Source organism: Haloechinothrix halophila YIM 93223 (genome assembly GCF_000504245.1).
Taxonomy (GTDB): Bacteria; Actinomycetota; Actinomycetes; order Mycobacteriales; family Pseudonocardiaceae; genus Haloechinothrix_A; species Haloechinothrix_A halophila.
This window is the reverse complement of record NZ_KI632509.1, coordinates 1,507,434-1,528,563: the sequence shown is the minus strand read 5'-3', so window position 1 is coordinate 1,528,563 and position 21,130 is coordinate 1,507,434. Positions and strand designations below refer to the sequence as shown.

The window sequence follows — 21,130 nt, the reverse complement described above, 5'->3', positions numbered from 1 at the left end:
CGCGTTGGGTGCGGCGAAAGCGTCATTCACGTCGCCCAACGCAGGTAAGACCGCATTCACCGCACGGTGATCACGGTGATGGCTGGATAACGGCGTTGGAATCCAATGTCCAGCGTGACCAGCGAGAGCCCAGCCGTCTGTGCGAAGGCGGCGAGATAGTCGTCGGTCCAGAGCTTGTGGCTGTTGTCATCGCGCGCCGACACTGCCCGCCACGCCTGCTCCAACTGCACCGGTTCGCTCGCCCACTGAATGCGGTCATCCGCACGGAGCGCATCCGCGACACGCCACGCGTCAGCCCGGCTGAGTACGTCAGCGCCCATGACAGCGGGGTTGGACAACAAGCGGAGCAGCCCCATCTGAGTCACCCGGCACAGCACAAGCGCATCTGGCTGGTCGTCGAACCACTCCGCCACTCGCGGGTGGTGCGCATGGCCGCTCCATACCGCAGCCAGCCATACCCCGACGTCGAGCAGCATCAGCGACCGGCGTGCTTCTCTGCGTCCTCAGCGGCGAAGATCGCCTCGATACCGGCGTTAGTGATATCCACCGCACCCGGCTTCGAGCTACCGACAAGCGGAAGCCGCACCCGTTTGTGCTCACCGGGCGGCGCTGACCCACCGAGCTCATGGGTGACCGCGCGGGTGAGGAACTCTTTCAGCGTCTCACCTCGCGCCGCCGCTTCCGCCTTGGCTGCCCGCAGCAGCTCGGTAGGCAGCTGAACCGTGGTGCGCATAAAAACATATTAGCAGCATGAGCGATCTGGTGTGGTGAAGTGTTCACCTCATGCCGCCACCGCCTAGTTGATCAACTTACCCTGGCCTGTGACCATCAATTCGCGACAAATCGGATACAACTTGGTTGCACCGCAGGGGAAGCTGATCAACTCAGTGCCTCACCTACCGGTATGGGTCACCCCGCCCGGTCGCCACGCGGACGACAAACTCAGTCAGCGCCCCGACCGTCCTCGTCCCGGCTGCGCCATGGCGGCGGGAGCGCTGTTCGCGGCCGTCGCGCCCTCGGCGTACTGCGGTGTGAACAGATAGACGAACTCGTGTCGTGCGGCAGGGACAGCGCGGCGCGGGCACAGCGTCATTCAACGCACCAGCACTCAGCCCGCCCGCCAACGCCCAGTCGCGGCGAGGCCGAGCGAGAACAGCAGCTTGTCCTGTGGGTTCTGCAGGCTTCGTCCGGTGAGCGACTCGATCTGTTTGAGCCGGTAGATCACGGTGTTGCGATGGCAGTACAGGTCCTCGGCGGCATGCGTCGGTGAGCCGTCATGGGCGAGCAGCGCGGTCAACGTCGTCACCAGTACCTCGCGAGTGTGCGACGGCTGCGCGAGCAGCGGGCCGAGCGTCTGATCGACGACCAGTGAGGTGACCTCCGGATTCCCCGCAAGCAACACCTCGGGCAGTCGATCGGTGACGGCGACGATCTCCGTGCTTCCGCGTGCCACGGTGTCGGCCGCCCGCGCCGCGAGCAGGTAGGCAGTGGCGAACCCGGCGAACCCGTCCGCCGACAGCGCCACCCCGACCCGGCCCGCCACGGCGGGCCGCAGCAGCTCGACCAGGTCGGACACCGCGAGCTCGCCCAGCGCGACCAGCCCGAAATGCGTGCCAGCCCGCACATGCCAATGCGAGGTGGCGCCCGCGCGTTCCAGCTTGTCCTCCGGCGCGTGCAGCGGCTCACCGGACAGATCGTCGAACGCCGCGACGACGCAGACCAGCGGCTCGTCAGCGTCGATCGCGAGCACCTCGCGGGCCTCGCCCGCGAACTCCGGGTCGGCCCCACGCCCCTCCGCGAGACCATCGAGGATGCTCTGCTGTCGTTGCAGGTCACGACGTTGCAGCCGGGCGCTCTCCCGCCGGTAGGACTCGACGAGCGTCGCGTTCTGAACGTCGAGCGCGTGCCAGATCCGCTGGCCGGCGAGCAGCAGCACGTGGTCGTCGATGTCCACCGCCGCGTTGCCCCGCTGATGCAGCAGCGCCTCCCACAACACCCTGGTGCCGAGGCTGTAGGCGTTGAGCACCAGTTCCATCGGCACACCCTGCCGCGCCCGCCTGCGGCCGGTCTCCCGCCAGACGTGCACCGCCTTCTCGTCGGGGCTGGCCAGTCCCGCCATCGTGCGGATACCCCGCCGGACGTGCTCACGGGTGTTGTCCCTGACGTCGGCGCGCAGTTCGGGCGGCGCCGTCTCGTAGAAGTCCCTGTCCTTTTCCAGCAGGGTCAGCGTGATGCTGTCAGCGATCGCGTCGGCCTGGTCGAGCAGCGACGCCCACGCACGCGCGACGCGCTCCTCCACGACGGCACCGTCGCGTACGTCGTCGGTGTCGGTGGCGGACGGCGATCCAGACAGGCTCATTAGGCCACGATCGCACTCAGTGCACAGTCCAGCCAAGCCCTGACCAGGAAATCGGGCGATCAGCACGAGACATCTTGTGCACTGCGCCCGTTTCCAAATGTGTGCGCGTAGCCCACCGTGGTGTGCACCACAGCACGTCCCGAGGGAGGTCACGTGACCGGACCGGCGGAGCATTCCACCACGGATCGAGCGGTCAGCACGTTTCGTATGGCGGGCATCAACGTCAACTTCGGCGGGATCGCCGCGCTTTCCGACGTCTCGCTCGACGTCGCGCCGAACCAGGTGCTCGGCGTCATCGGGCCGAACGGAGCAGGCAAGACCACGTTGTTCAACGTCGCCTGCGGGTTCGTCCAGCCCGATACCGGCACGCTGACCTGGCGCGATCGCGAGCTGAAGCGGCTGCGACCGCACCAGCTCGCCGGGCTGGGCATCGGTCGCACGCTGCAAGGTCTCGGGCTGTTCGACCGGATGACCGTGCTGGAAAACGTGATCGTCGGCGCCGACCGGCACGCCCGTGCGGGGTTCTTCTCAGGTCTGCTCGGGCTGCCGCGCAGCGCCAAGGAAGAGCGTGCGCTGCGAGACCGCGCGATGGCACTGCTCGACGAGCTGGGCGCGGCCAAGCACGCCGGTCAGCTGCCGTCCAGCCTGCCGTATCCGGTGCGTAAGCGGGTCGCGCTAGCTCGCGCGTTGGTCAGCGAGCCCGACCTGCTGCTGCTCGACGAGCCCGCCGCAGGCCTGTCCGGGGACGACATGGCTGAGCTCGGCGAGCTGATCAGGGGCCTGTCGCGGCGGATGTCGGTGATGCTCGTCGAGCACCACATGGACCTCGTGATGAGCGTCTGCGACCACATCGTCGTCCTCGACTTCGGCAAGAACATCGCGAGCGGGCCACCTCAGCAGGTCAAGGAGGACCCCGCCGTGCTCGCCGCCTACCTCGGCGACGAGGTCGAGCACGACCACCCCGCGACGACGAGGAGCTGAGGACATGCTCGATATCCGTGACCTCACCGCGGCCTACGGGCCGGTCACCGCGCTCGACGGGGTGTCCTTCACCGCCCCTGAGGGCAAGATCACCGCGGTGCTCGGCGCCAACGGCGCGGGCAAGACGTCGTTGCTGCGCACGATCTCGGGACTGCTGCGCCCCACACGGGGCAGCGCCTACCTGGCCGATAAGGACCTGAGCCGGGTTCCGGTCGAGCGGATGGCCCGGCTCGGCCTCTCGCATGTGCCCGAGGGACGCGGCGTGATCACCGAACTCACCGTCGAGGAGAACCTCCGCCTTGGCGGGCTCGGCCGGGCCGATCGCGCCAAGCCCGCTGACATGGAACGGATCTACACCCTGTTCCCGAAGCTGGCCGACCGCAGGCACAAAACAGCGCACGTGCTCTCCGGCGGCGAGCGGCAGATGCTGGTCATCGGCAGGGCGTTGCTGGCGACGCCGAAGGTGCTGCTGCTTGACGAGCCGTCGCTCGGGCTGGCGCCGCGCATCGTCGCGCAGATCTTCGACCTGCTCAAGTCCTTGGTGGAGTCGGACGGGCTCACCATCGTGCTCGTCGAGCAGAACGCAAGAAGCGCACTGTCCATCGCGGACTACGGCGTCGTCCTCAACCTCGGCAAGCTCGTCGTCCACGACGACGCGGCCGTGCTCGCCGCCGACGACAAGCTCCGCCACGCCTACCTCGGTTTTTGATCTGGTTTCCGACCCCTCGCGACCACGGGAGACCTCGTGCAGCAGTTCCTCACAACGGCGTTGAACGGCCTGACGCAAGGCATGATCTTCGCCGCGTTCGCACTGGCCCTGGTGCTGATCTGGCGCTCGACCCGGATCGTCAACTTCGCGCAGGCGCCGATGGCGATGATCACCGTCTACGTCGCGCTGGTCATTATCGACGCCGGGTACTCCTACTGGCTCGGTTTCGCGGCGGCGTTGCTCTCCGGCTTACTGCTCGGCGCGGTGGTCGAGCGCGTCGCGATCCGGCCGGTCGAAGACAAGCCGCACATCAACGCGGTGATCCTGACGCTAGGACTGTTCATCGTCCTCCACGCGCTCGCCGCGGTCATCTTCGGTTCCCGGTACCGGTCGTTTCCGGCGCCGTTCGGGCTGAGCGGCTTCAAAGTTGGTGACATGAACATCGCGCTGACAGGCTTCGGCGTGTTCTCCATCCTCGCCGTGCTCGCGGTGATGTTGTTGCTGGTGTTGCTGTTCAGGTTCACCAATGTCGGCCTGATGATGCGAGCTTCCGCGTTCAACCAGGAGGTCGCCCGGCTACTGGGGGTCCGGGTGACTCGCATGCTCACCCAGGGCTGGGCGCTGGCCGCCATGGTCGGGTCGCTGTCCGGACTGCTGATCGCGGGCGGCAACCTGGTGCATCCGGCCTACATGGACTCCGTCGTGGTGTTCGGCTTCGTCGCCGCCGTCCTCGGTGGACTGGACAGTCCGATCGGCGCGGTCGTCGGCGGTCTCATTCTCGGCCTCTCGCTCAGTTTCGTGAGCGGCTACATCGGCTCCGAGGTCGTCGCGCTGGCGGCCCTGGTCATCTTGATGGTGGTGCTGCTGCTCCGGCCAGGCGGCTTGTTCTCCCACGCACCGGCAAGGAGGGTCTGACATGACGGAGTTCGCACAGCGCATCTGGTCCTCCACCCTGGCGCGCCACGTGCTGCTGGCAGCAGCCGGCTTGGTCGCGGTGATACTGGTGCTGGAAAGCACCAGTGCGTTCCGCAATGGACAGTTCGCCGTGATGGCGTACATGGGGATCGCAGCTGGCGGTTTGACGGTGCTAACCGGCCTGAATGGACAGTTGTCGCTCGGTCATGGTGCGTTCATGGCCATCGGCGCCTACACCACGGCGTTGCTGCTGTCCGACTGGGACAGTGCGCCACCGCTGCTTGTGGTGCTACTCGCCGCCACGCTGGTAACGCTCGTGATCGGCGCGGGTGTCGGGGTCGCCGCCGCCCGGCTACACGGTCCCTACATCGCTGGCGCGACGCTGGCATTGGCGATCGCCGTCCCCGGCATCGCGCTCTACTTCCAGGGCACCCTCGGCGGCGAGCAGGGGCTGACCGTCGCGGTGCCCGCTGTCCCCGACTGGTTCGCCGACGTCGCCTATTTCATCACCGGGAACGACATCAGCAGCAGCAAGTACGTCGCCTACATCGGCTGGATCAGCCTGATCGTCACCTTCGTACTGCTGGCCAACCTGTCCCGGAGCCGGGTCGGCCGTACCTGGCGCGCGGTGCGCGACGACGACGTCGCGGCCGAACTCGCGGGCATCAACCTGGGCAGGGCGCGGGTGCTCGCGTTCGTCGTCAGCACCGCGTGCGCGGGGCTTGCCGGTGCGGTCCTCGCGCTCGCGGTGCGGCTCGCCGCGCCAAGCGGGTTCACGCTCGTACTCTCGCTCGCGCTGCTCAGCGCGGTGGTGCTCGGCGGCCTCGGCAGCCTGCTCGGTGCGCTGGTCGGCGCGGCCTTGCTGACGTTCCTGCCCCAGGTCGTCACCGGCATCGGGCTGGACGCGGGGCTGTCCGACTTGCAGGCCGCGGAGCTCGCGCCGTTGGTCTACGGCCTCACCACGATGCTCGTCGTCATTCTCGCGCCAGCGGGCATCGTCGGCACGGCGCGGATCGCATGGCGCAAGCGTCGTGCGCATACCTAACTCGTCAGGCGGACAACAGATCACCAACAGAAAGGGCGAACATATGAGGACGTGGTCACGGCGCGTCACGGTGTTCACCAGCGTGCTCACAGCCGGAGCGGTGCTCGCGGCGTGCGGCGCTGGCGGCAGGCCGGACGACAGCGAAGGCGGTTCGGCGGACGTCGTCGGCGTCACAGAGGACTCCATCAAGATCGGGGCGCACTTCCCGCTCACCGGCGTCGCCGCGCCTGGATACAGCGAGATTCCCAGCGGACACAAGGCGTACTACGAATACGTCAACGCCAACGGCGGCATCCATGGGCGCAAGATCGAGTTCGTCGTGCGCGACGACGCCTACAACCCAACGCAGACCAGCCAGGTCACGAACGAACTTGTGCTCTCAGACGAGATCTTCGCGATGGTTGGCGGCCTCGGCACTCCGACGCACAGCGCCGTCGTCGACTTCCTGAACGGCGAGAAGGTGCCGGACCTCTTTGTCTCGTCCGGTTCGCTGCAGTGGGGTGACGACGTCGAGTCCAAGCCCTACACCTTCGGATGGCAACCAGACTACGAGACCGAAGGCAAGATCGTCGGCCAGTGGGTCAAGCAGAACATGCCGGACGCCCGCGTTGGACTGTTCCTGCAGGACGACGACTTCGGTGAGGACGGCGAGAAGGGCCTGCGGCAGTATCTCGACAAGCAGATCGTCGCCACCGAGCGCTACACCTCGGGCAACACCGACGTCGCACCCCAGATCGCAGCGCTGCAAGCGGCCGATGTGGACGTCGTGCTCGGCTTCAACACGCCGTCGTACACCGCACTGACGCAGCTCACCGCGAAGAAGCTCAACTTCGACCCGAAGTGGTTCTACAGCAACGTCGGCTCCGATCCCGAACTGGTCGGCTCACTGCTCGCGCGGTTCTCCGAAGGCGCGGTCAAGGATGGCAGCAGCCTGCTCGACGGCGTGCTGACCACGGAGTACATCCCCGGCGTCGACACGCCGGACGATCCATGGATGGAGCTGTGGCAGCAAGTGTGGGATGAGCACGGCGGCGACGCCAAGCTGACCAACTACCGCGTGTACGGCATGTCGCAGGCTTACACGTTCGTGCAGGCGCTGCAGGCGGCGGGACCGAACCCGACCCGGGAGGGCATCGTCGAGGCGATCGAGCAGGCGGGCACGGAGTTCGATGGGCCCGCGCTGGCACCGTTCCGCTATTCCGGCGACAGCCACATGGGTATCTCCGGGCTGCGAGTGTCGGAATTGAAGGACGGTAAGGCGGACCCGCTGACACCGGTGCTGGTCACCGACATCGGCGACACCCCGATCACCGAGGACAACTCTGGTGCGGGCAACGACTCGCCACCTGAGGACGGCATCCCCGACCCGATTAGCTAACCGCGGCGCGGGAGGTGGGACACGGCGCTGGGGTGAACCCAGCGCCGTGTCCGACACTCAGGACGCCGTGTCCGGCATTCCCGACGCTGTGTCCGGCATTCCCGACGCTGTGTCTGACGTTCAGGACGTTGTGTTCGACATTCAGGACGTCGTGTTCTGCGCTGGCGACGTCGTGTCCTTCACGCCGACCCAGTTGCGATCAGGCAGCGAGCCGAATCTGTGTGCCCGGCTCGACGCCGTAGCGGTCCGCGATCTTGTTCAGCTCGGCCTGGTAATAAATGACCTTCGCGCCGAACACGAAACACAGCAACAAGCCGACGACGGGGCTGCAGGTCGGGGCGAGTCCGGCGGCGTGCTGAGCGTTCCTGATTCGGTTACCGGTGTTGTAGAACGAGATCAGCGGCGCGATGAGCGTCCAGCTCAGCAGCAGGAGCACCCAGCATTGGCCCGACCGGCACTTCACGGCGACGGTCGAACTCGGCCATCTCGCGGTGGATCTTGTAGTACCACACCAGGTGGTAGATACCCAGCGCCAGAAGCGGCCACACCAGCCACACGGTGATCGGGTTACGGCGTTTCATGGCCAGGCCCATCGGCACGGATCCCGGGCGGGTCGCGGGCGGCGGGTATTCGGGGTGGGCCATGCCTACTCCATTGTCGTCATCCGATAGTGCGACTGGGCGATGCTAATGAGACTGCCCCACTCGGACGGCCGCCTATACCATCCTGCAACGTCCTGTGACCGGCTTGCGACTAGACGCGAAGCCTGTCCACAACGCCAGACACGACGTCCTGAGCGTCGGACACGGCGTCCTGAGCGTCGGACACGACGTCCTGAGCGCCAGACACGACGTCCTGAGCGTCGGACACGACGTATCCGGGGCGGGCTAGGGCAGGTCGAGGAGGTTCTCCACGAGCTGGTAGCCGGTGTAGGTCAGCGCGTAGGAGCGCAGGCCGTACGGGTGCGGGTTCTGCTCGGTCGGTTCCGGCAGCAGCGCACCGGCGATTCGGATGCGCCCCTGCCCCACCGGCAACTCGCCAAGCGACACCCCGACCTCGGACGGCCCCGGCCCCTTACTGGTGCGGACCAGCGTCCGCGCGGCCGTGCTGCCACCAGCAGACTCCCACGCCTCCTGCGACACGATCCAGTTCGGCGAGTCGCACCGGTCACTGTCGCAGTCGGCGTTACCCGATCCGGACGGGCTCACGTAGTACCCGATCGGCACCGGCTCGTACGTCTGGTGCCGGTTGTTGAACTCGTGACCGTCCACAGTGGCCTGTCCCTCCGCGGTGCCTTCCTTGTTGACACCTTCGGCAAGCGGGTGCCGGTCGTAGGTGGGGCCTTCACCATCGGAGCCGTCGTGGAAGTCCATCCACCCCGCGTAGAAGAACCCGCCGGTGACCGCATCCTGGTCGATGCCGGTACCCAGTGCGGGCAGGCCCGAGATGCTCGAGTCGGTCAGCACCAGGTTGCCGCCGCGCGCGGCGAACCGGGAGAGCCCGGACGCATACCGCTCGAACTGCCGCGTGCTGTACTCGCTGTCGCCACCCGCCTCCGGCGCCGGATCGGACACGAACTCGATCGTGCCGTCGACCTGCTGCGGGGCGGCGAGGAAGTTCTCCACCCGCACTCGCCAGTCGCCCGGCTCAGGGCCGAACACCGTCACCTGTTCACCCGTGTTGACGAACACGCACTCGCAGCCGCGATCCTCCCACTCACCGGTGGCCGGGTTCAGCCGCTCAACGCGCAGGTCGTAGTCGCTGGTGTTCGCCCAGCTGGCCTCGACCACCATGCGGTCGTTGTCGAAACCATCCGCCACGGTGAACTCGTAAGCGGGGCTCGACGTCCCCGGCAACGGAGCGGCGTCCGGGCCGAAGCTGAACGACTCCGACGGCTGCGGCTCACCCTGGTCCTGCTCGCCGTTGCTGACGAAACCAGGCATCAGGTCACCGGCGACGACGACGGTGTCGAACCGGTCCAGCTTCCTGCCCTTGCCCTTCAGGACGTCGTCCACCGGGATCGCCGTCAAGTCGCTGCCATCGGGCACGTACTCGTTCAGATCGCGGAAGAAGTCCATCCTGGACACGTCGTAGCCAGCCTGATCCGGCTGGTCATAGGCCTGATCCGAGCTGAACGAGATCTCGTAGCTCGTCGGCAGCGCCCGCGTCGGGTTGGCGCGGATCCGGTACGGCCCGGCAGGCGGGCTGTTCAGGTCGATCCGCGCGCCCGCCTGCAGGTAGATCGGGCTCTGGTTGAAGTACCGCGCCACCTCACGGCAGCCTTCCTCACCGCCGGGGTGCAGCGGCGGGCCGCAGTAATCCAAGATCAGCTCGGCGGCGGAGTTGGTGGAGATGCCGTCGAGGTTGCCGAATGTGGCCTCGACGGTCAGCCCGCCGTTGAAGAACCCGTCCGGCACGCCCTTGACGTCGAACTGGAACTCCTGGATACCGGTCGGCGAGATGTGCGTGATCGTGTCCTGGGTCGGCATCCCTTCCGGACCGTCGACGGGCTCGCCGCCCGGGTTGGTGATGCGCTCCGGGTCGAAGATATAGCCGACCTTGCCGTCCGGCTGGAACTCGGCGGAGCGTTCTTCCAGCATGGAGGCGATCTGCGAGTAGATAAGGCCCTTGTTGCCGTCGATGTGCAGCTGCTCCAGCTCGGGGTCGTAGACGGTATTCGGCGCGAGGTGTGACAACGCCATCTCGTTGTCGATACCGACGGCGTCAAGGCCGAGTGGCGACTCCATCCAGTCGGCGAACCCGCCGGTGATCTGGTAGTTGATGGTGTCCCACACGGTGCCCCACTGGTCGGAGCACATCGGCATGCCGCCACCGAACACGGGCTCCTCGATGTCGCCGGGACAGCCCTCCTCCTGGGTGGCGATCAGGTTCGACCAGGACAGCCGCTTCTCGGAGTCCCGGAAGGTGCGAATCGCGGTGTCCACGGTGAGCTCGTTGCGCTGGTAGTCGCGCTGACCAGCACCGAGCAGCGTGAAGGAGAACGACGGCGCCGTCACCATGCCATGCAGGTCGATCGCACCCGCGAACCTGCCCGCCGACGTGCGGTCCTTCACCGCCGTCAGGTACTCGGCGAAACTCCTGGTCTCCGGTTCGCTCCCCGGGGTGTACTGCTGCTCGGTGTAGCCCATGGTGGGCCAGTCCCGGTTCAGGTCCATGCCGTTGCCGTTGTAGCGCTGATAGGACACGCCGCCGTCGGTGACGTCGCCGCGCCGCCAGCCGTCCGGGTTCGCCAGCACGAAGTAGATGACGGATTCGCGCAACGTCTCGGTCGCCGTCGGGCCCGAGTTGGATGGTTCCAGGATCGGCTTGGGGAACGGCCCCTCCTCGGCGCAGGCGGGCGCGGAATCCGCGTCCTGTTCGCAGGAAGCCCAGGTCACCAACTCCTCGGCTGCCCTGATGCCACCTTCGAGGCCTGCCTTCTCGATGCCGTGGATGGAGAGCACGTATGCGAAGTGCTTGCGGTCGGGCTCTGGCACCGGCGACTCCCTGTCGGTCACCTTCACCACCCGCAGGTCGCTACGCAGCCGCGACAGGTCCTCTTGCGGCAGCCCCGCGCTACGCATCTCCTCACGGAACTGGTCGCCGAACTGCTCGCGCAGGTTGAACAGCCGCAAGTACCGGGGGAAGCGGTTCTCCAGGAACTTCAGCCCGTCGAGCGCTTCCTGGTATTGGATGAACTGGGCCGCACAGACGTCGCCCTTGGCCCACGGGCTGGTGCCCGCCTCGCCGTCGAGACACCCTTGCGGATCGGGGAATGCCCGCTTGAACTGCTGATAGGTTTCCTCGGTCGTGGCGACCGGGGTGGCCGCGCTCTGCGGTGCGCCAACGAGCGTCAGTGCGGCGGCGACAACGACGACTGATCCGATCAACGCGATGATGCGACGCATCGCGGCACCTCCCGGCGGCAGGAGCTGAATACGTGTCGTGTTCTCTTGCTGGCGTTAACGACGAAGCCGCTCGGAAGGTACGGCCGGGCTGATCGGTAGTGCGGGGTTGCGCCAAGGTCTACGCTCTCCGGCTGTGAGCATCGGCCGCCGAGCCTTCCTCGGCATCATCGGCACCGCCGCGGTCACGGCTGGGCTACCGGACGCCGCGTCCGCGCAGGTCACGCCGGGCAGGAACGCCGCGAGGCGAGCGCGAAGACTGACCACGCTCGCCCGCACGCTGCGTCCCGGCAGGGTGCTGCGCGAGGGCCAGATCGGCGACTACCGCGCCGTCACACCGGACCGGGGCGAGCCGCATCTGCTCCGCGAGGAGCTGGCCAGCGCGCTACCCGGCCGCAGGGGACGACGCAGCAGCCTGGTGTCGTTCGTGCACCTCACCGACCAGCACATCATCGATGCCCAGTCCACGACGCGGGTGGAGTTCACCGACCGCTACGCCGACGGCGAGTGCGGCGCGATCACGCCGTTGTCGTCGGCGCATCGCCCGCAGGAGGCCGCGAGCGCCCGCATCGGTGACGCGATGCTGCGCCGTATCCGCGCGATCGGTACGTCTCCAGTCAGTGGCGCCCCACTGCAGGCCGCGATCTGCACCGGCGACAACACCGACAACCAGCAGGGCAACGAGCTCAAGACGTTCCTCGATCTGATGGACGGCTCCGCGCTCACCGGGCGTCCGCTGGTGGCGCAGTCCGGTGACCTGGCCCGTTACGAGGGGGTGCAGCGGTCCGGCGACCGCGCGTACTGGCATCCCGACCCCGGTGTCACCGGGACGCCCGACCAGTACAAGGAGTTGTTCGGCTTCCCGGACGCGCCCGGCTGGTTGGAGCGAGCGCTCGCGCCGTTCGACGCGGCGGGCGCTGGCATGCCGTGGTTCAGCTGCTACGGCAACCACGATGGCCTCGCCCAGGGCAACTCGCCGGTGCTGCTCCCGTACCGGGTGATCGCCGAGGGCGGAGTGAAGGTGGTCGGCACGCCGGAGCACGCGACCTGCCACAGCCTCACCGACCCGGCCGCCGCACTGGGGCAGCTGACCACGCCTGGCGCACCCGCTCTGCCGGTGACCGCCGACCAGCAGCGGCAGTACGTGCGCAAACGCGGGTGGATGCGAGCACACCTCGACTCGCCAGGCGCGCCGTCCGGGCACGGGTTCGCGCAGCGCAACGTCGACGAGAACGTGGCCTATTACGTGCGAGACGTCGGCGCGGTGCGCTGGATCGTGCTGGACACCGTCAATCCGGGTGGATTGGCCGACGGTTCCGTCGGAGATCGGCAACTGGCCTGGCTGGACGACCGGCTCGATGAAGCCGACGCCGAGCGCACACTGGTGCTGCTGTTCAGCCACCACGGCCCGCGCTCGCTGACCAACCCCAACCAGGCACCGGACCCGTTCGCGAAAGCGGACGGCAACGACCTCCCCCGCCACACCGCTGACGACGTGCTCGCCGTCGTCTCGGCACACCCGAGCGTGATCGGCTGGGTCAACGGCCACACCCACAACAACGTGATCACGCCGAGGCAAGGGCCGTTCTGGGACATCGGCTCCGCGGCGCACATCGACTGGCCATCACAGGCACGGCTGATCGACGTGCTGGACAACCACGACGGGACAGTGTCGCTATTCACGACCATGGTCGACCACGCGGACGACGACGTCGCGTCATTCGCGCGGGAGCTGATGGCCAACGACCCGCAGAAGGGTTTCGGCACCGGAACCGGCTCTGCTGCCGACCGCAACACGGAACTGCTGCTGCCGCACCCGTTCGCCTAGGCGGCGCTCAGTCGTGCACGCTGCCCGGCGACACGTGCTTGCCGACCAGGTCCGGGAAGATGCGCTCCAGTTGCGCGCGGCTGAGCCGCATGAAGCGTCCCTCGGACTCAACCAGCGCGGTGCCCGGTTCGGCTGCCGTGGTGATGACACCCCTGACGTGCGTGCGATTGCCGCTCGCCTCGGTCACCTTCGACCAGATGCGCAGCGGCTCCCCGAGCGGTACCGGCCGCAGGTAGCGAACCTTCAGATCGGTCGTGACCCCGGGCGCGCCGATGGTCGCCGCCGCGTGGCCGAGCGCCTGGTCCAGAAACAGCGCGCTCATGCCGCCGTGACTGCACGACGGCGGCCCCTCATGCATCGCACCCAGCGTGAAGTGGCCAGTGACCTCGTCGCCGTCGCGCACGAAATCGATCGGCGGCGCGACAGGATGACCGTCCCCGATCACCGGGTTGTACATCCGCACCCTGCTACTCAGGTCGTCGACCGCCGCCACCTCGGTGACCTCGCGCTGCCGTTCGCCGAGCCGCTCGGTCAGCCGCCGCGTTTCCTTCGCGACGTGCCGCAACTCATCGGGCGCGACCTCGGTGCGCACGGCTGCCTCGACCAGCGCGCGCAGCTCCGCGCCGAGCTCGGCGACCGCAGCGCGCCGATCAGCCAGCACATCGGTGGACTCCTCGACGTCACGCTCGCGATCATGTTCTCGATCCACGGCACCTCCTCGAAGAGAACGCGTTCCACCGTCCCATGCGGCGCTGATGTTCTCCAGGCATCGGCAACGCGATACTGCCCACATGTTCGGTGGATCTTGAGGCGATGTGGTCGTCATAGCGACCAAAACGCCTCAAGATCACATGTCTGGACAGCAGCGCACGCTAGTGGCACTCCGGATCGACCACAGGCGGTTCCGCCGGTGGCGGCGCGCCAGCTCAGTCCCAGTCCGGCCGCAGCGGCATGCCGGAGCGTGCCATGCCGGAGCGTGCCCCGTCCAGCTTCACGCCGAGCGACTGGTGCAGCTGGATGTTGTTGGTCTCGAACCCGATCCGGGACGCGACCAGATACAGCCGCCACGTCCGCGCGCGCTGCTCGCCTACCTCGGACACCGCATCGTCCCAGTGCGCGTCGAGATTGTCCGCCCAGGCGGTCAGCGTCTTGGCGTAGTGCTCACGCACGTTCTCGTCGTGGCGCAGTTCGAAACCGGTGTCGTGCATCGTCGACATGATGAAGCCGGGGCTGAGCAGTTCGCCGTCCGGGAAGATGTAGCGGTCGAAAAAGCCCTTCACGCTCGATGGCCGCGAGTTGTCCGCCCGCGTGATGCAGTGGTTGAGCAGCCTGCCGCCAGGCCGTAGTTTCTCGTACAACGACTGGAAGTAGCTGGGCAACTGCGACTTACCGATATGCTCGGTCAGCCCGATCGAGCTGATCGCGTCGAAGCCACTCTCCGCGACGTCGCGGTAGTCGAGGTGGTGCACCTCGGCGAGGTCACCGAGCCCGCGTTGCGCGATGGCCTTCTGCGCCCACTCCGCCTGTTTGCGCGAGAGCGTCACGCCCAGCGCACGCACGCCGTACTCCTTGGCCGCGTGCATGACCATGCCGCCCCAGCCGCAACCGACGTCGAGCAGCCGCATCCCGGAACTCAGCCCGAGCTTGCGCGCGACAAGGTCGTGCTTCGTGTACTGCGCTTCCTCCAGCGTGGCGTCCTCACGGGGATACACCGCACAGGTGTAGGTCATCGACGGACCGAGGATCCACTCGTAGAAGCGGTTCGAGACGTCGTAGTGGTGCGCGATGGCGGCCTGGTCGCGTTCCGGTGAATGTTTACGTCCGCGCAGCCGCGCCTCAAGCGCGGGCCGTTTGACCGGCCATCGCAACCGCGTCGCGAGCAGCCGCACCATCATCCGCGCGCGCAGCGCTGGCGAGAGGTCCGAGACCCGCAGCGTGTGCATCCTGGTCAGCGCGCCGTGCAGGTCACCGGCGATATCGAGATGGCCGGTGATGTAGGCGCGGGTCAGCCCGAGTTCGCCCGGCGCGGACGCCAGGTACGACACCGCGTACGGCGAACGCACCTCGAACCGGACAGGGGCACCATCGGTTCCGGCATGGCTGCCGTCATAGGCGTGCACTTCGGACAGCTCGCTGTCCCCGATGGCTCGCATGAACAGTTCGGCAAGCCGCATTGCCTACCTCCCTCGTACGCATTTGTCGTACCACCCGGGCAACCGTCCATCCCGGTCGTAGCGGCGTTTGAGCTGGTCGTGTTCAGCTCCGTTGTAGAGTTTGCGGAACTCATCTTCGGAGTAGAACGACGTCGAGTACAGCGATTTGTGCCCGTCGAGCGCGGTCACCACCCGCTCAATCTCGGCATTGCGGTCGCCTACCCGTTCGTCGTCGCGCAGGTCCACAGCGGACCAGAATCCGACGTTGACGTAGAGCGTGTCCGGTTCGAGCGGGTACAGCGGCCAGGTCCGCGTGCCGCGCAGCCGCAACGGGCACAGCCAGATCGGCGTGATGCCGACCTCGCGATGGAAGAACTCCATGAACTCGGCGAGCCGGTCGACCGGCACCTCGATGTCCTGGATCACCGGTTCCTGCCGTGGTGATCGGGTCAGCGCGCGCAGCCGATCGCTGAGCCGGTACCGGCGGTCCAGCGCGACGATGCGGCGGTAGACGTCCGAACGCAGATACCGCTTGGGCCACAGTGGACGGATCAGCGGATGCTGCGCGCCGAGCGCCCGCGAACACCAGAACCAGTCGGTGTCCCAGCGCCACAGATAGTCCCGAACGCTCAACGCATCGGTGGTGCGTTCGTGAATCGAGCGGTAGTAGATGCGGGTGCCGGTGTAGTCGCTGTGCGGGACGTCGTCGTCGGTGAACCGGCCGAGCGTCAGGTAGTACTCGTCCGGCCCGAACACCGTGCCGTCGATGAAGTCGACCGGCGCGGCGTCGTCGCCGTGGGCGTGCCGCTTACTGATCTCGGCGATCGCCTCGGCGCATTCGGCTGCGTTGGCGAACCGCAGGTGCCGCAGCGCCACCGTTGGCCGCACCGGTTCCAGCTCGATCCGCAGCCGCACCGCGTAGCCGAGGGTGCCGTAGGAGTTCGGGAAGCCGAAGAACAGGTCGCTGTGCTCGTTGTCCGGCCTGGCGAGCACCACCTCGCCGTCGCCGGTGAGAACGTCCATCTCCAGCACCGACTCGTGCGGCAGGCCGTTGCGGAACGACGTCGACTCGATACCAAGCCCCGCGACGGCCCCACCGAGCGTGATCGTCTTGAGCTGCGGCACGACCAGCGGCATCAGCCCGTGCGGCAACGTGGCGTCGACCAGGTCCTCATAGGTCGTCATGCCGCCGACGTCGGCCGTGCGGGCGTCTGGGTCTACGTTGAACACGCGGCTGAACGCGCTGACGTCGAGCGTGGGCCCGGTTGGCGGTTCGCGGAAGCGGAACAGATTCGAGGTGCGTTTGGCCAGCCTGGGTGGCGCGTCCGACGGTGCGGACGCGAGCTGCTGCCGCAGGTCGCGTACCGCGTCACCGTAGGTCGACGATGCCCTGCTCCCGCCCATGACGTCCAGGATATGCCTAGATGATCGATGTGTGCCGCTTAAACGGGTCATCGACCGTGTGCGCTGCGCCGAACGGGTGTCTCTCGTCCCGCCGGACTAGGCCGATGGCCTCCTCCGGGTGTACCCATCCTGAGCGTGAACAACACCCGGCCACCCCGCGAGGCCGGTCGCGAGCAGGACGGTGACGACACCGAGCGACATCCCGGCGACGGCCCCAGTCTGGTGGCGCGTCCAATCGGGATGCTCGTTGGGGCAGGCATGATCCCGGCGCGCCGGAGACGACGCGGCTGGGTCACGGCACGCTGTCCGGGCGAACGGACGCGCTCACCCGGACAGCGTTACGAGAGATCGGTCAGTCGCAGTGACCACCCTCGACGGCAGCACCGTTCTCGCCTGCCGTGTTGGTACCGTCCTGCGCGTTGCTGCCCTCGCCCTTCTCGTGCAGCGAGAGGTTGCGGCAGTCCTGCTGCTCGCTCGGCGGGGTGACAGAACCACCGTGCGCCGCGGCGGGGGCGACCCCGAGCAGCAGACCGCCAGCGGCGGCCAGCGCGGCAACGGCGGCGTATGACTTCCGGCGCGAGTGCGACATCTGTGCTCCTTGTGTCGATTCCGTCGGGTCGGACTCCAGTTCGCACGGCGGGTAGCCCTGCGATCACGTCATCCGAGTGAGTGAACACCCTTACCGATTGCCGCGAGATGTGCAAGAGCATGACCCGACGCACCACCGACGGACGGCTGCGCTGCCAGGCCAGCCCGACGCCATTACCGTATGAGCGGCTACCTAGTTAGCAACGCGAACTTTTTAGCAGCGGAACAGCGACGGGAGCGAACGCGATGACGCAGCGGGGTGTTCGGTGAACACCAAGGCCGCGCTGTACATCGGTGGACTGCTCGGCCCGTTCGGCGGGGGCGTCGTCGCGGCCATGCTGCCGGAACTCGGCGCCAGCTTCGGCGTCTCACCCGCGCTCGCCGCGTCGTCGCTGACGACGTACCTGCTGCCGTTCGCACTGGTCATGCTGGTCTCCGGCACGCTGGGCGAACGGTGGGGACTCAGCCGCTCGATCCGCGTCGCCTACCTGGTCTACGTGCTCGCCGCACTGCTGTCGGTCATCGCGCCGTGGTTCTGGCTATTCCAGGTCAGCAGAGGCCTACAGGGGGCGGCGAACGCCTTCACCACGCCGCTGCTGCTGACCAAGCTCGCCGCGATCACCCCAGCGCACCGGCTCGGCCGCACGGTCGGCACGTTCGGCGCCATGCAGGCCATCGGGCAGACGTCCGCCCCGCTGATCGGCGGGCTCGCCGCCGAGGCGTCGTGGCGCTGGGCGTTCGCCGGGATCGCCGTGGTCGCCCTCGCACTCACCGCGAGCCCGCTGCCCGGCGACACACCCGCCGCCCCGACCTCGATCGCGGCGACGCTGCGCAGCATGCTCCGCCCGGTGGTGCGGTGGCCGATCGGAGCGGCACTGCTGCTGGGCACCTGCCTGGCGGGGCTGCCGTTCCTTGTCGCGTTCCGGCTGGACGACGCCTTCGCGCTGAGCCCGTCGCTGCGCGGCACGATCCTGACCGCCTACGGCGTCGCGGGCATCCTCGGCGCGCGGTTCGTCGGTGGGGCGGCCGACCGGTTCGGGGCCCGGGCCGCGGTCAGCGGCGGCCTGCTGCTCGGCGGGCTCACCATCGGCGGCATCGCCCTGTCCGACTCGCTCCCGCTGATCATCGCGGCGTGGGCGCTCTCGGGGCTTGCCACGCAACTCGTGCTCGTCGGCGTCAACACCACCGCGCTCACCGGCGACGGCACCACCCGCAGTTCGGCGATCTCGGTGGTCACCTCGGCGCGGTTCCTCGGCATGGCCGCGGCACCCGCGGCGTTCACCGGGCTGTATCGCGCCGATCCCGTGCTCGGATTTCTGCTCCCCGCGACGCTGCTTGTACTCGCGATCCCCGCCATCGTGGCAGGCTGGCCCCACCGCACCACGACGTCAGCCCCGATCCGCTGAGCGGCGACCCGCCAGGAGAACCGAACCTTCTTCGTTGGCGCGATGTATCGATTCCGAAATAATGAGGCACAATGAGGACCCACCGTGCACCTGCGGACAGCTGCACGCGCGAACGGGACTGGTGATGACGTGACGGCGCTGAGTCCGACGGCGCACCGATCGCCGGTCGATCCCCTCCCCGTTGAGGTGACGACCTACGTCGGCCGCGACACCGAGATACGCGAGGTCAAACGGCTACTCGGCGCGGCATCCGTCGTAACGCTGACCGGGCCAGGCGGCGTCGGCAAGACACGGCTGGCACTGCGGGTCGCCGCGACGGCAAGCACGACGTTTCGCGACGGCATCCTGTTCGTCCCGCTCGCCGAACTGCGCGACGAGAACCTGCTTGTCAACACGATCGCCAATCAGCTGGCACCCGGCGACCGGTCGGCGCGGCCGACCGTCGACGTCATCGTCGACGCACTGCGCAGCAAACGGATGCTGCTTGTGCTGGACAACTGCGAGCACCTGGTAGCCGCCTGCGCGAGGCTCGTCGGCACGCTGGTGACCGCCTGCCATCACCTCGTCGTGCTCGCGACGAGTAGACAGTCACTCGGCGTCGCTGGTGAACGCGTGCTGTCGGTGCCGCCGCTTGCGGTCCCAGAGCACGGCGAGCGGCCACAGGCGCTGGAACGCTACGACGCGGTGCGGCTATTCGTCGACCGCGCCACCGCCGTGGTGCCGTCGTTCGAGATCACCCAGGACAACGTGGACGACGTGATCAGCCTGTGCCGCAGACTGGACGGGCTGCCGCTTGCGATCGAGCTGGCGGCCGTGCGGTTGCGGGCACTGTCGGTGCGCCAGCTCGCCGACCGGCTCGACGCCCAGTTCGCGCTACTCACCGGCAACAACCGCAGCGCGCCAAGTCGCCACGAGACGCTGCGGGCGCTGATCGACTGGAGCTACGACCTCTGCACCGAGCCGGAACGACTGCTCTGGGGGCGGGCGTCGGTGTTCTCCGGCAGCTTCGACCTGGACGCCGCCGAGCAGGTCTGTGCCGGCGACGGCCTGGACAGCGCCGCCATTCTCGACGTCATCGACGGCTTACTGGACAAGTCGATCCTGCTCCGTGAGGAACGCGACGGCGAGGTCCGCTACCGGATGCTGGAGATGATGCGCCAGTACGGTGAGGACCGCCTGCGACAAGCAAGCGCGCTGCTGCGTTTCAAGCGGAGGCACCGGGACTACTACCTCGCGCTCAGCGAACGCTTCGAGGCCGACTGGATCGGGCCGAACCAGGTGTACTGGATCAACCGGTTCCGCCGCGAGAACGCCAACCTGCGGGTGGCGCTCGACTTCTGCGCCACCGACCCCACCGAGGCCGTCATCGGGCTGCGGATGGTGTTCGCGTTCAAGGAGTACTGGATCATCTGCGGCATCTGCGAGGGCAGGATCTGGCTGACCAAGCTGATCGACGCCGCCCCAGCCAATGCCGCTGGCAGAGGGCACGCGCTGTGGATCTACGCCTTCTTCGCGCTGGTACAGAACGACCTCGCCGCCTACGAAACCGCGCTGGCCAAGGCATCCGATGTCGCGGAGGCGACCGACGACGACAGCGCTCGCGCCTATGTGCGCCACGTGCGCGCCTACGCCGCGTTGATCAGCAACGACGTGTCCACCGCCGTCGAGCTATTCCGCACGGCGGGGAGTATGTTCCGGGAACAGGGCGATCTCAGCGCCGAGCTGTGGTCGACGTTCAACTACGGCCTCGCGCTCGGGCTGGATGGCGACCTCGACGGCGGACGCACGGTGCTCGGCGACTGCATCGACACGTTCGTCGCACGCGGCGAGGTGTTCTGGCGGTCATGGGCGTTGTGGTCTCGTTCCGCCGTCGAGTACCTGCGCGGCGACATCGACGCGGCCAAGAAAGCGGGCCTCGAGGTGCTGCGGTTGCAGCAATGGGTCGACGACCAGGTGATCATCGCGTTCGCGCTGACCGTGATGGCCGGCTGCGCCACCCACCACGACGACCCGGTCAGGGCCGCGAGGCTGCTCGGCGCCGCGACGACGGTGTGGCACACGCTCGGCGCGTCGCCGACGCACTACGGGGCGTTCGTCGATCCGCTGTACCGGGACACCGAGCGGGTCACCGGCGAGCTGGGCAGCGAGCGGGCAGGCGCGGAATTCACCGTCGGCGCCGCACTGCCGACCGACGCCGCGATCGGCTACGCGCTCGGCGAGGAACCGGCCGAGCAGCACGCCCCGCAGACCCCGCTGACCAAGCGCGAATCGGAGATCGCGGAGCTGGTCGCCAAGGGCATGACCAACCGCCAGATCGCGTCGACGCTGGTCATAGCGCAGCGCACCGCCGAGACCCACGTCGAGCACATCCTGACCAAGCTGGGCTTCACTAACCGGGCGCAGATCGCGGCGTGGGTGGTCGGCGGGCAGCGAACCTGACGCGTTGAGCCAGCGCTGAC

The 21,130-nt window shown here is 67.7% G+C and carries 18 protein-coding genes; 8 read left to right on the top strand and 10 right to left on the bottom strand.

What is annotated here, in order from left to right:
- Nucleotides 1-56: 56 nt before the first annotated feature.
- The 4 genes from AMYHA_RS07125 to AMYHA_RS07115 all read right to left on the bottom strand — a co-directional run bounded on the left by AMYHA_RS07125 (nucleotide 57) and on the right by AMYHA_RS07115 (nucleotide 2,359).
- Complete coding sequence (locus AMYHA_RS07125; RefSeq protein ID WP_084036903.1) at nucleotides 57-476, bottom strand: TA system VapC family ribonuclease toxin; 420 nt, start codon at nucleotides 474-476, stop codon at nucleotides 57-59.
- Nucleotides 476-733 (bottom strand): hypothetical protein, encoded by a 258-nt coding sequence (locus AMYHA_RS07120; protein WP_084036902.1) that lies wholly within the window; start codon nucleotides 731-733, stop codon nucleotides 476-478. Before AMYHA_RS07120 ends, AMYHA_RS07125 begins: the two co-directional genes overlap by 1 nt.
- Before the next feature lie 213 nt (nucleotides 734-946).
- Nucleotides 947-1,093, bottom strand: coding sequence for a hypothetical protein (locus tag AMYHA_RS26875; RefSeq protein ID WP_157361884.1), 147 nt, complete (start codon nucleotides 1,091-1,093; stop codon nucleotides 947-949).
- A 15-nt stretch (nucleotides 1,094-1,108) separates the two neighbouring features.
- The gene (locus AMYHA_RS07115) at nucleotides 1,109-2,359 is read right to left on the bottom strand and encodes a PucR family transcriptional regulator (RefSeq protein WP_051399622.1); all 1,251 of its coding nucleotides are present in this window, start codon (nucleotides 2,357-2,359) and stop codon (nucleotides 1,109-1,111) included.
- A 207-nt stretch (nucleotides 2,360-2,566) separates the two neighbouring features.
- Between AMYHA_RS07115 and AMYHA_RS07110 the strand changes: the two genes are divergently transcribed.
- The 5 genes from AMYHA_RS07110 to AMYHA_RS07090 are packed head-to-tail and all read left to right on the top strand — an operon-like array spanning nucleotide 2,567 to nucleotide 7,387.
- Nucleotides 2,567-3,340: an ABC transporter ATP-binding protein gene (locus tag AMYHA_RS07110; protein ID WP_034276209.1), complete on the top strand. Its 774-nt coding sequence runs from the start codon at nucleotides 2,567-2,569 to the stop codon at nucleotides 3,338-3,340.
- 4 nt (nucleotides 3,341-3,344) lie between these two features.
- On the top strand, nucleotides 3,345-4,049 hold the full coding sequence (locus AMYHA_RS07105) for an ABC transporter ATP-binding protein (protein WP_034269227.1): 705 nt from the start codon (nucleotides 3,345-3,347) through the stop codon (nucleotides 4,047-4,049).
- 36 nt (nucleotides 4,050-4,085) lie between these two features.
- The gene (locus AMYHA_RS07100) at nucleotides 4,086-4,964 is read left to right on the top strand and encodes a branched-chain amino acid ABC transporter permease (protein WP_034269224.1); all 879 of its coding nucleotides are present in this window, start codon (nucleotides 4,086-4,088) and stop codon (nucleotides 4,962-4,964) included.
- A 1-nt stretch (nucleotide 4,965) separates the two neighbouring features.
- On the top strand, nucleotides 4,966-6,009 hold the full coding sequence (locus AMYHA_RS07095) for a branched-chain amino acid ABC transporter permease (protein WP_034269221.1): 1,044 nt from the start codon (nucleotides 4,966-4,968) through the stop codon (nucleotides 6,007-6,009).
- Nucleotides 6,010-6,052: 43 nt separating this feature from the next.
- Nucleotides 6,053-7,387 (top strand): ABC transporter substrate-binding protein, encoded by a 1,335-nt coding sequence (locus AMYHA_RS07090; RefSeq protein WP_034269218.1) that lies wholly within the window; start codon nucleotides 6,053-6,055, stop codon nucleotides 7,385-7,387.
- 374 nt (nucleotides 7,388-7,761) lie between these two features.
- On the opposite strand, the gene AMYHA_RS27800 is transcribed toward AMYHA_RS07090, so the two are convergent.
- Nucleotides 7,762-8,031: a DUF4234 domain-containing protein gene (locus tag AMYHA_RS27800; RefSeq protein WP_231104646.1), complete on the bottom strand. Its 270-nt coding sequence runs from the start codon at nucleotides 8,029-8,031 to the stop codon at nucleotides 7,762-7,764.
- 243 nt (nucleotides 8,032-8,274) lie between these two features.
- Entirely contained in the window at nucleotides 8,275-11,295 is a 3,021-nt protein-coding gene (locus AMYHA_RS07080) for a M14 family zinc carboxypeptidase (protein WP_034269216.1), read from the bottom strand.
- Nucleotides 11,296-11,428: 133 nt separating this feature from the next.
- Here AMYHA_RS07080 and AMYHA_RS07075 point away from each other — a divergent pair, with 133 nt between their 5' ends.
- The gene (locus tag AMYHA_RS07075; RefSeq protein WP_051399621.1) at nucleotides 11,429-13,120 is read left to right on the top strand and encodes a TIGR03767 family metallophosphoesterase; all 1,692 of its coding nucleotides are present in this window, start codon (nucleotides 11,429-11,431) and stop codon (nucleotides 13,118-13,120) included.
- Between the two features lie 7 nt (nucleotides 13,121-13,127).
- On the opposite strand, the gene AMYHA_RS07070 is transcribed toward AMYHA_RS07075, so the two are convergent.
- From AMYHA_RS07070 to AMYHA_RS07055, 4 genes are all read right to left on the bottom strand, one after another.
- Complete coding sequence (locus AMYHA_RS07070; RefSeq protein WP_051399620.1) at nucleotides 13,128-13,829, bottom strand: PaaI family thioesterase; 702 nt, start codon at nucleotides 13,827-13,829, stop codon at nucleotides 13,128-13,130.
- Nucleotides 13,830-14,046: 217 nt separating this feature from the next.
- Complete coding sequence (locus AMYHA_RS07065; RefSeq protein ID WP_034269214.1) at nucleotides 14,047-15,294, bottom strand: class I SAM-dependent methyltransferase; 1,248 nt, start codon at nucleotides 15,292-15,294, stop codon at nucleotides 14,047-14,049.
- 3 nt (nucleotides 15,295-15,297) lie between these two features.
- Nucleotides 15,298-16,677, bottom strand: coding sequence for an FAD-binding protein (locus AMYHA_RS07060; RefSeq protein ID WP_034269211.1), 1,380 nt, complete (start codon nucleotides 16,675-16,677; stop codon nucleotides 15,298-15,300).
- Nucleotides 16,678-17,029: 352 nt separating this feature from the next.
- Complete coding sequence (locus tag AMYHA_RS07055) at nucleotides 17,030-17,266, bottom strand: hypothetical protein (RefSeq protein ID WP_034269208.1); 237 nt, start codon at nucleotides 17,264-17,266, stop codon at nucleotides 17,030-17,032.
- A gap of 265 nt (nucleotides 17,267-17,531) precedes the next feature.
- Between AMYHA_RS07055 and AMYHA_RS07050 the strand changes: the two genes are divergently transcribed.
- Together AMYHA_RS07050 and AMYHA_RS07045 are read left to right on the top strand one after the other, a co-directional pair.
- Entirely contained in the window at nucleotides 17,532-18,671 is a 1,140-nt protein-coding gene (locus AMYHA_RS07050) for an MFS transporter (RefSeq protein WP_034269206.1), read from the top strand.
- Nucleotides 18,672-18,800: 129 nt separating this feature from the next.
- The gene (locus AMYHA_RS07045; protein WP_231104645.1) at nucleotides 18,801-21,110 is read left to right on the top strand and encodes a LuxR C-terminal-related transcriptional regulator; all 2,310 of its coding nucleotides are present in this window, start codon (nucleotides 18,801-18,803) and stop codon (nucleotides 21,108-21,110) included.
- Nucleotides 21,111-21,130 lie beyond the last annotated feature (20 nt).

Bases quoted from the DNA above. Each gene is read 5' to 3' on its own strand.
- AMYHA_RS07125 (WP_084036903.1), bottom strand. From the start codon at position 476: ATGCTGCTCGACGTCGGGGTATGGCTGGCTGCGGTATGGAGCGGCCAT.
- AMYHA_RS07110 (WP_034276209.1), top strand. From the start codon at position 2,567: ATGGCGGGCATCAACGTCAACTTCGGCGGGATCGCCGCGCTTTCCGAC.
- AMYHA_RS07115 (WP_051399622.1), bottom strand. From the start codon at position 2,359: ATGAGCCTGTCTGGATCGCCGTCCGCCACCGACACCGACGACGTACGC.
- AMYHA_RS27800 (WP_231104646.1), bottom strand. From the start codon at position 8,031: ATGGCCCACCCCGAATACCCGCCGCCCGCGACCCGCCCGGGATCCGTG.
- AMYHA_RS07080 (WP_034269216.1), bottom strand. From the start codon at position 11,295: ATGCGTCGCATCATCGCGTTGATCGGATCAGTCGTCGTTGTCGCCGCC.
- AMYHA_RS07120 (WP_084036902.1), bottom strand. From the start codon at position 733: ATGCGCACCACGGTTCAGCTGCCTACCGAGCTGCTGCGGGCAGCCAAG.
- AMYHA_RS07065 (WP_034269214.1), bottom strand. From the start codon at position 15,294: ATGCGGCTTGCCGAACTGTTCATGCGAGCCATCGGGGACAGCGAGCTG.
- AMYHA_RS07060 (WP_034269211.1), bottom strand. From the start codon at position 16,677: ATGGGCGGGAGCAGGGCATCGTCGACCTACGGTGACGCGGTACGCGAC.
- AMYHA_RS07105 (WP_034269227.1), top strand. From the start codon at position 3,345: ATGCTCGATATCCGTGACCTCACCGCGGCCTACGGGCCGGTCACCGCG.
- AMYHA_RS07055 (WP_034269208.1), bottom strand. From the start codon at position 17,266: ATGTCGCACTCGCGCCGGAAGTCATACGCCGCCGTTGCCGCGCTGGCC.
- AMYHA_RS07090 (WP_034269218.1), top strand. From the start codon at position 6,053: ATGAGGACGTGGTCACGGCGCGTCACGGTGTTCACCAGCGTGCTCACA.
- AMYHA_RS07095 (WP_034269221.1), top strand. From the start codon at position 4,966: ATGACGGAGTTCGCACAGCGCATCTGGTCCTCCACCCTGGCGCGCCAC.
- AMYHA_RS26875 (WP_157361884.1), bottom strand. From the start codon at position 1,093: ATGACGCTGTGCCCGCGCCGCGCTGTCCCTGCCGCACGACACGAGTTC.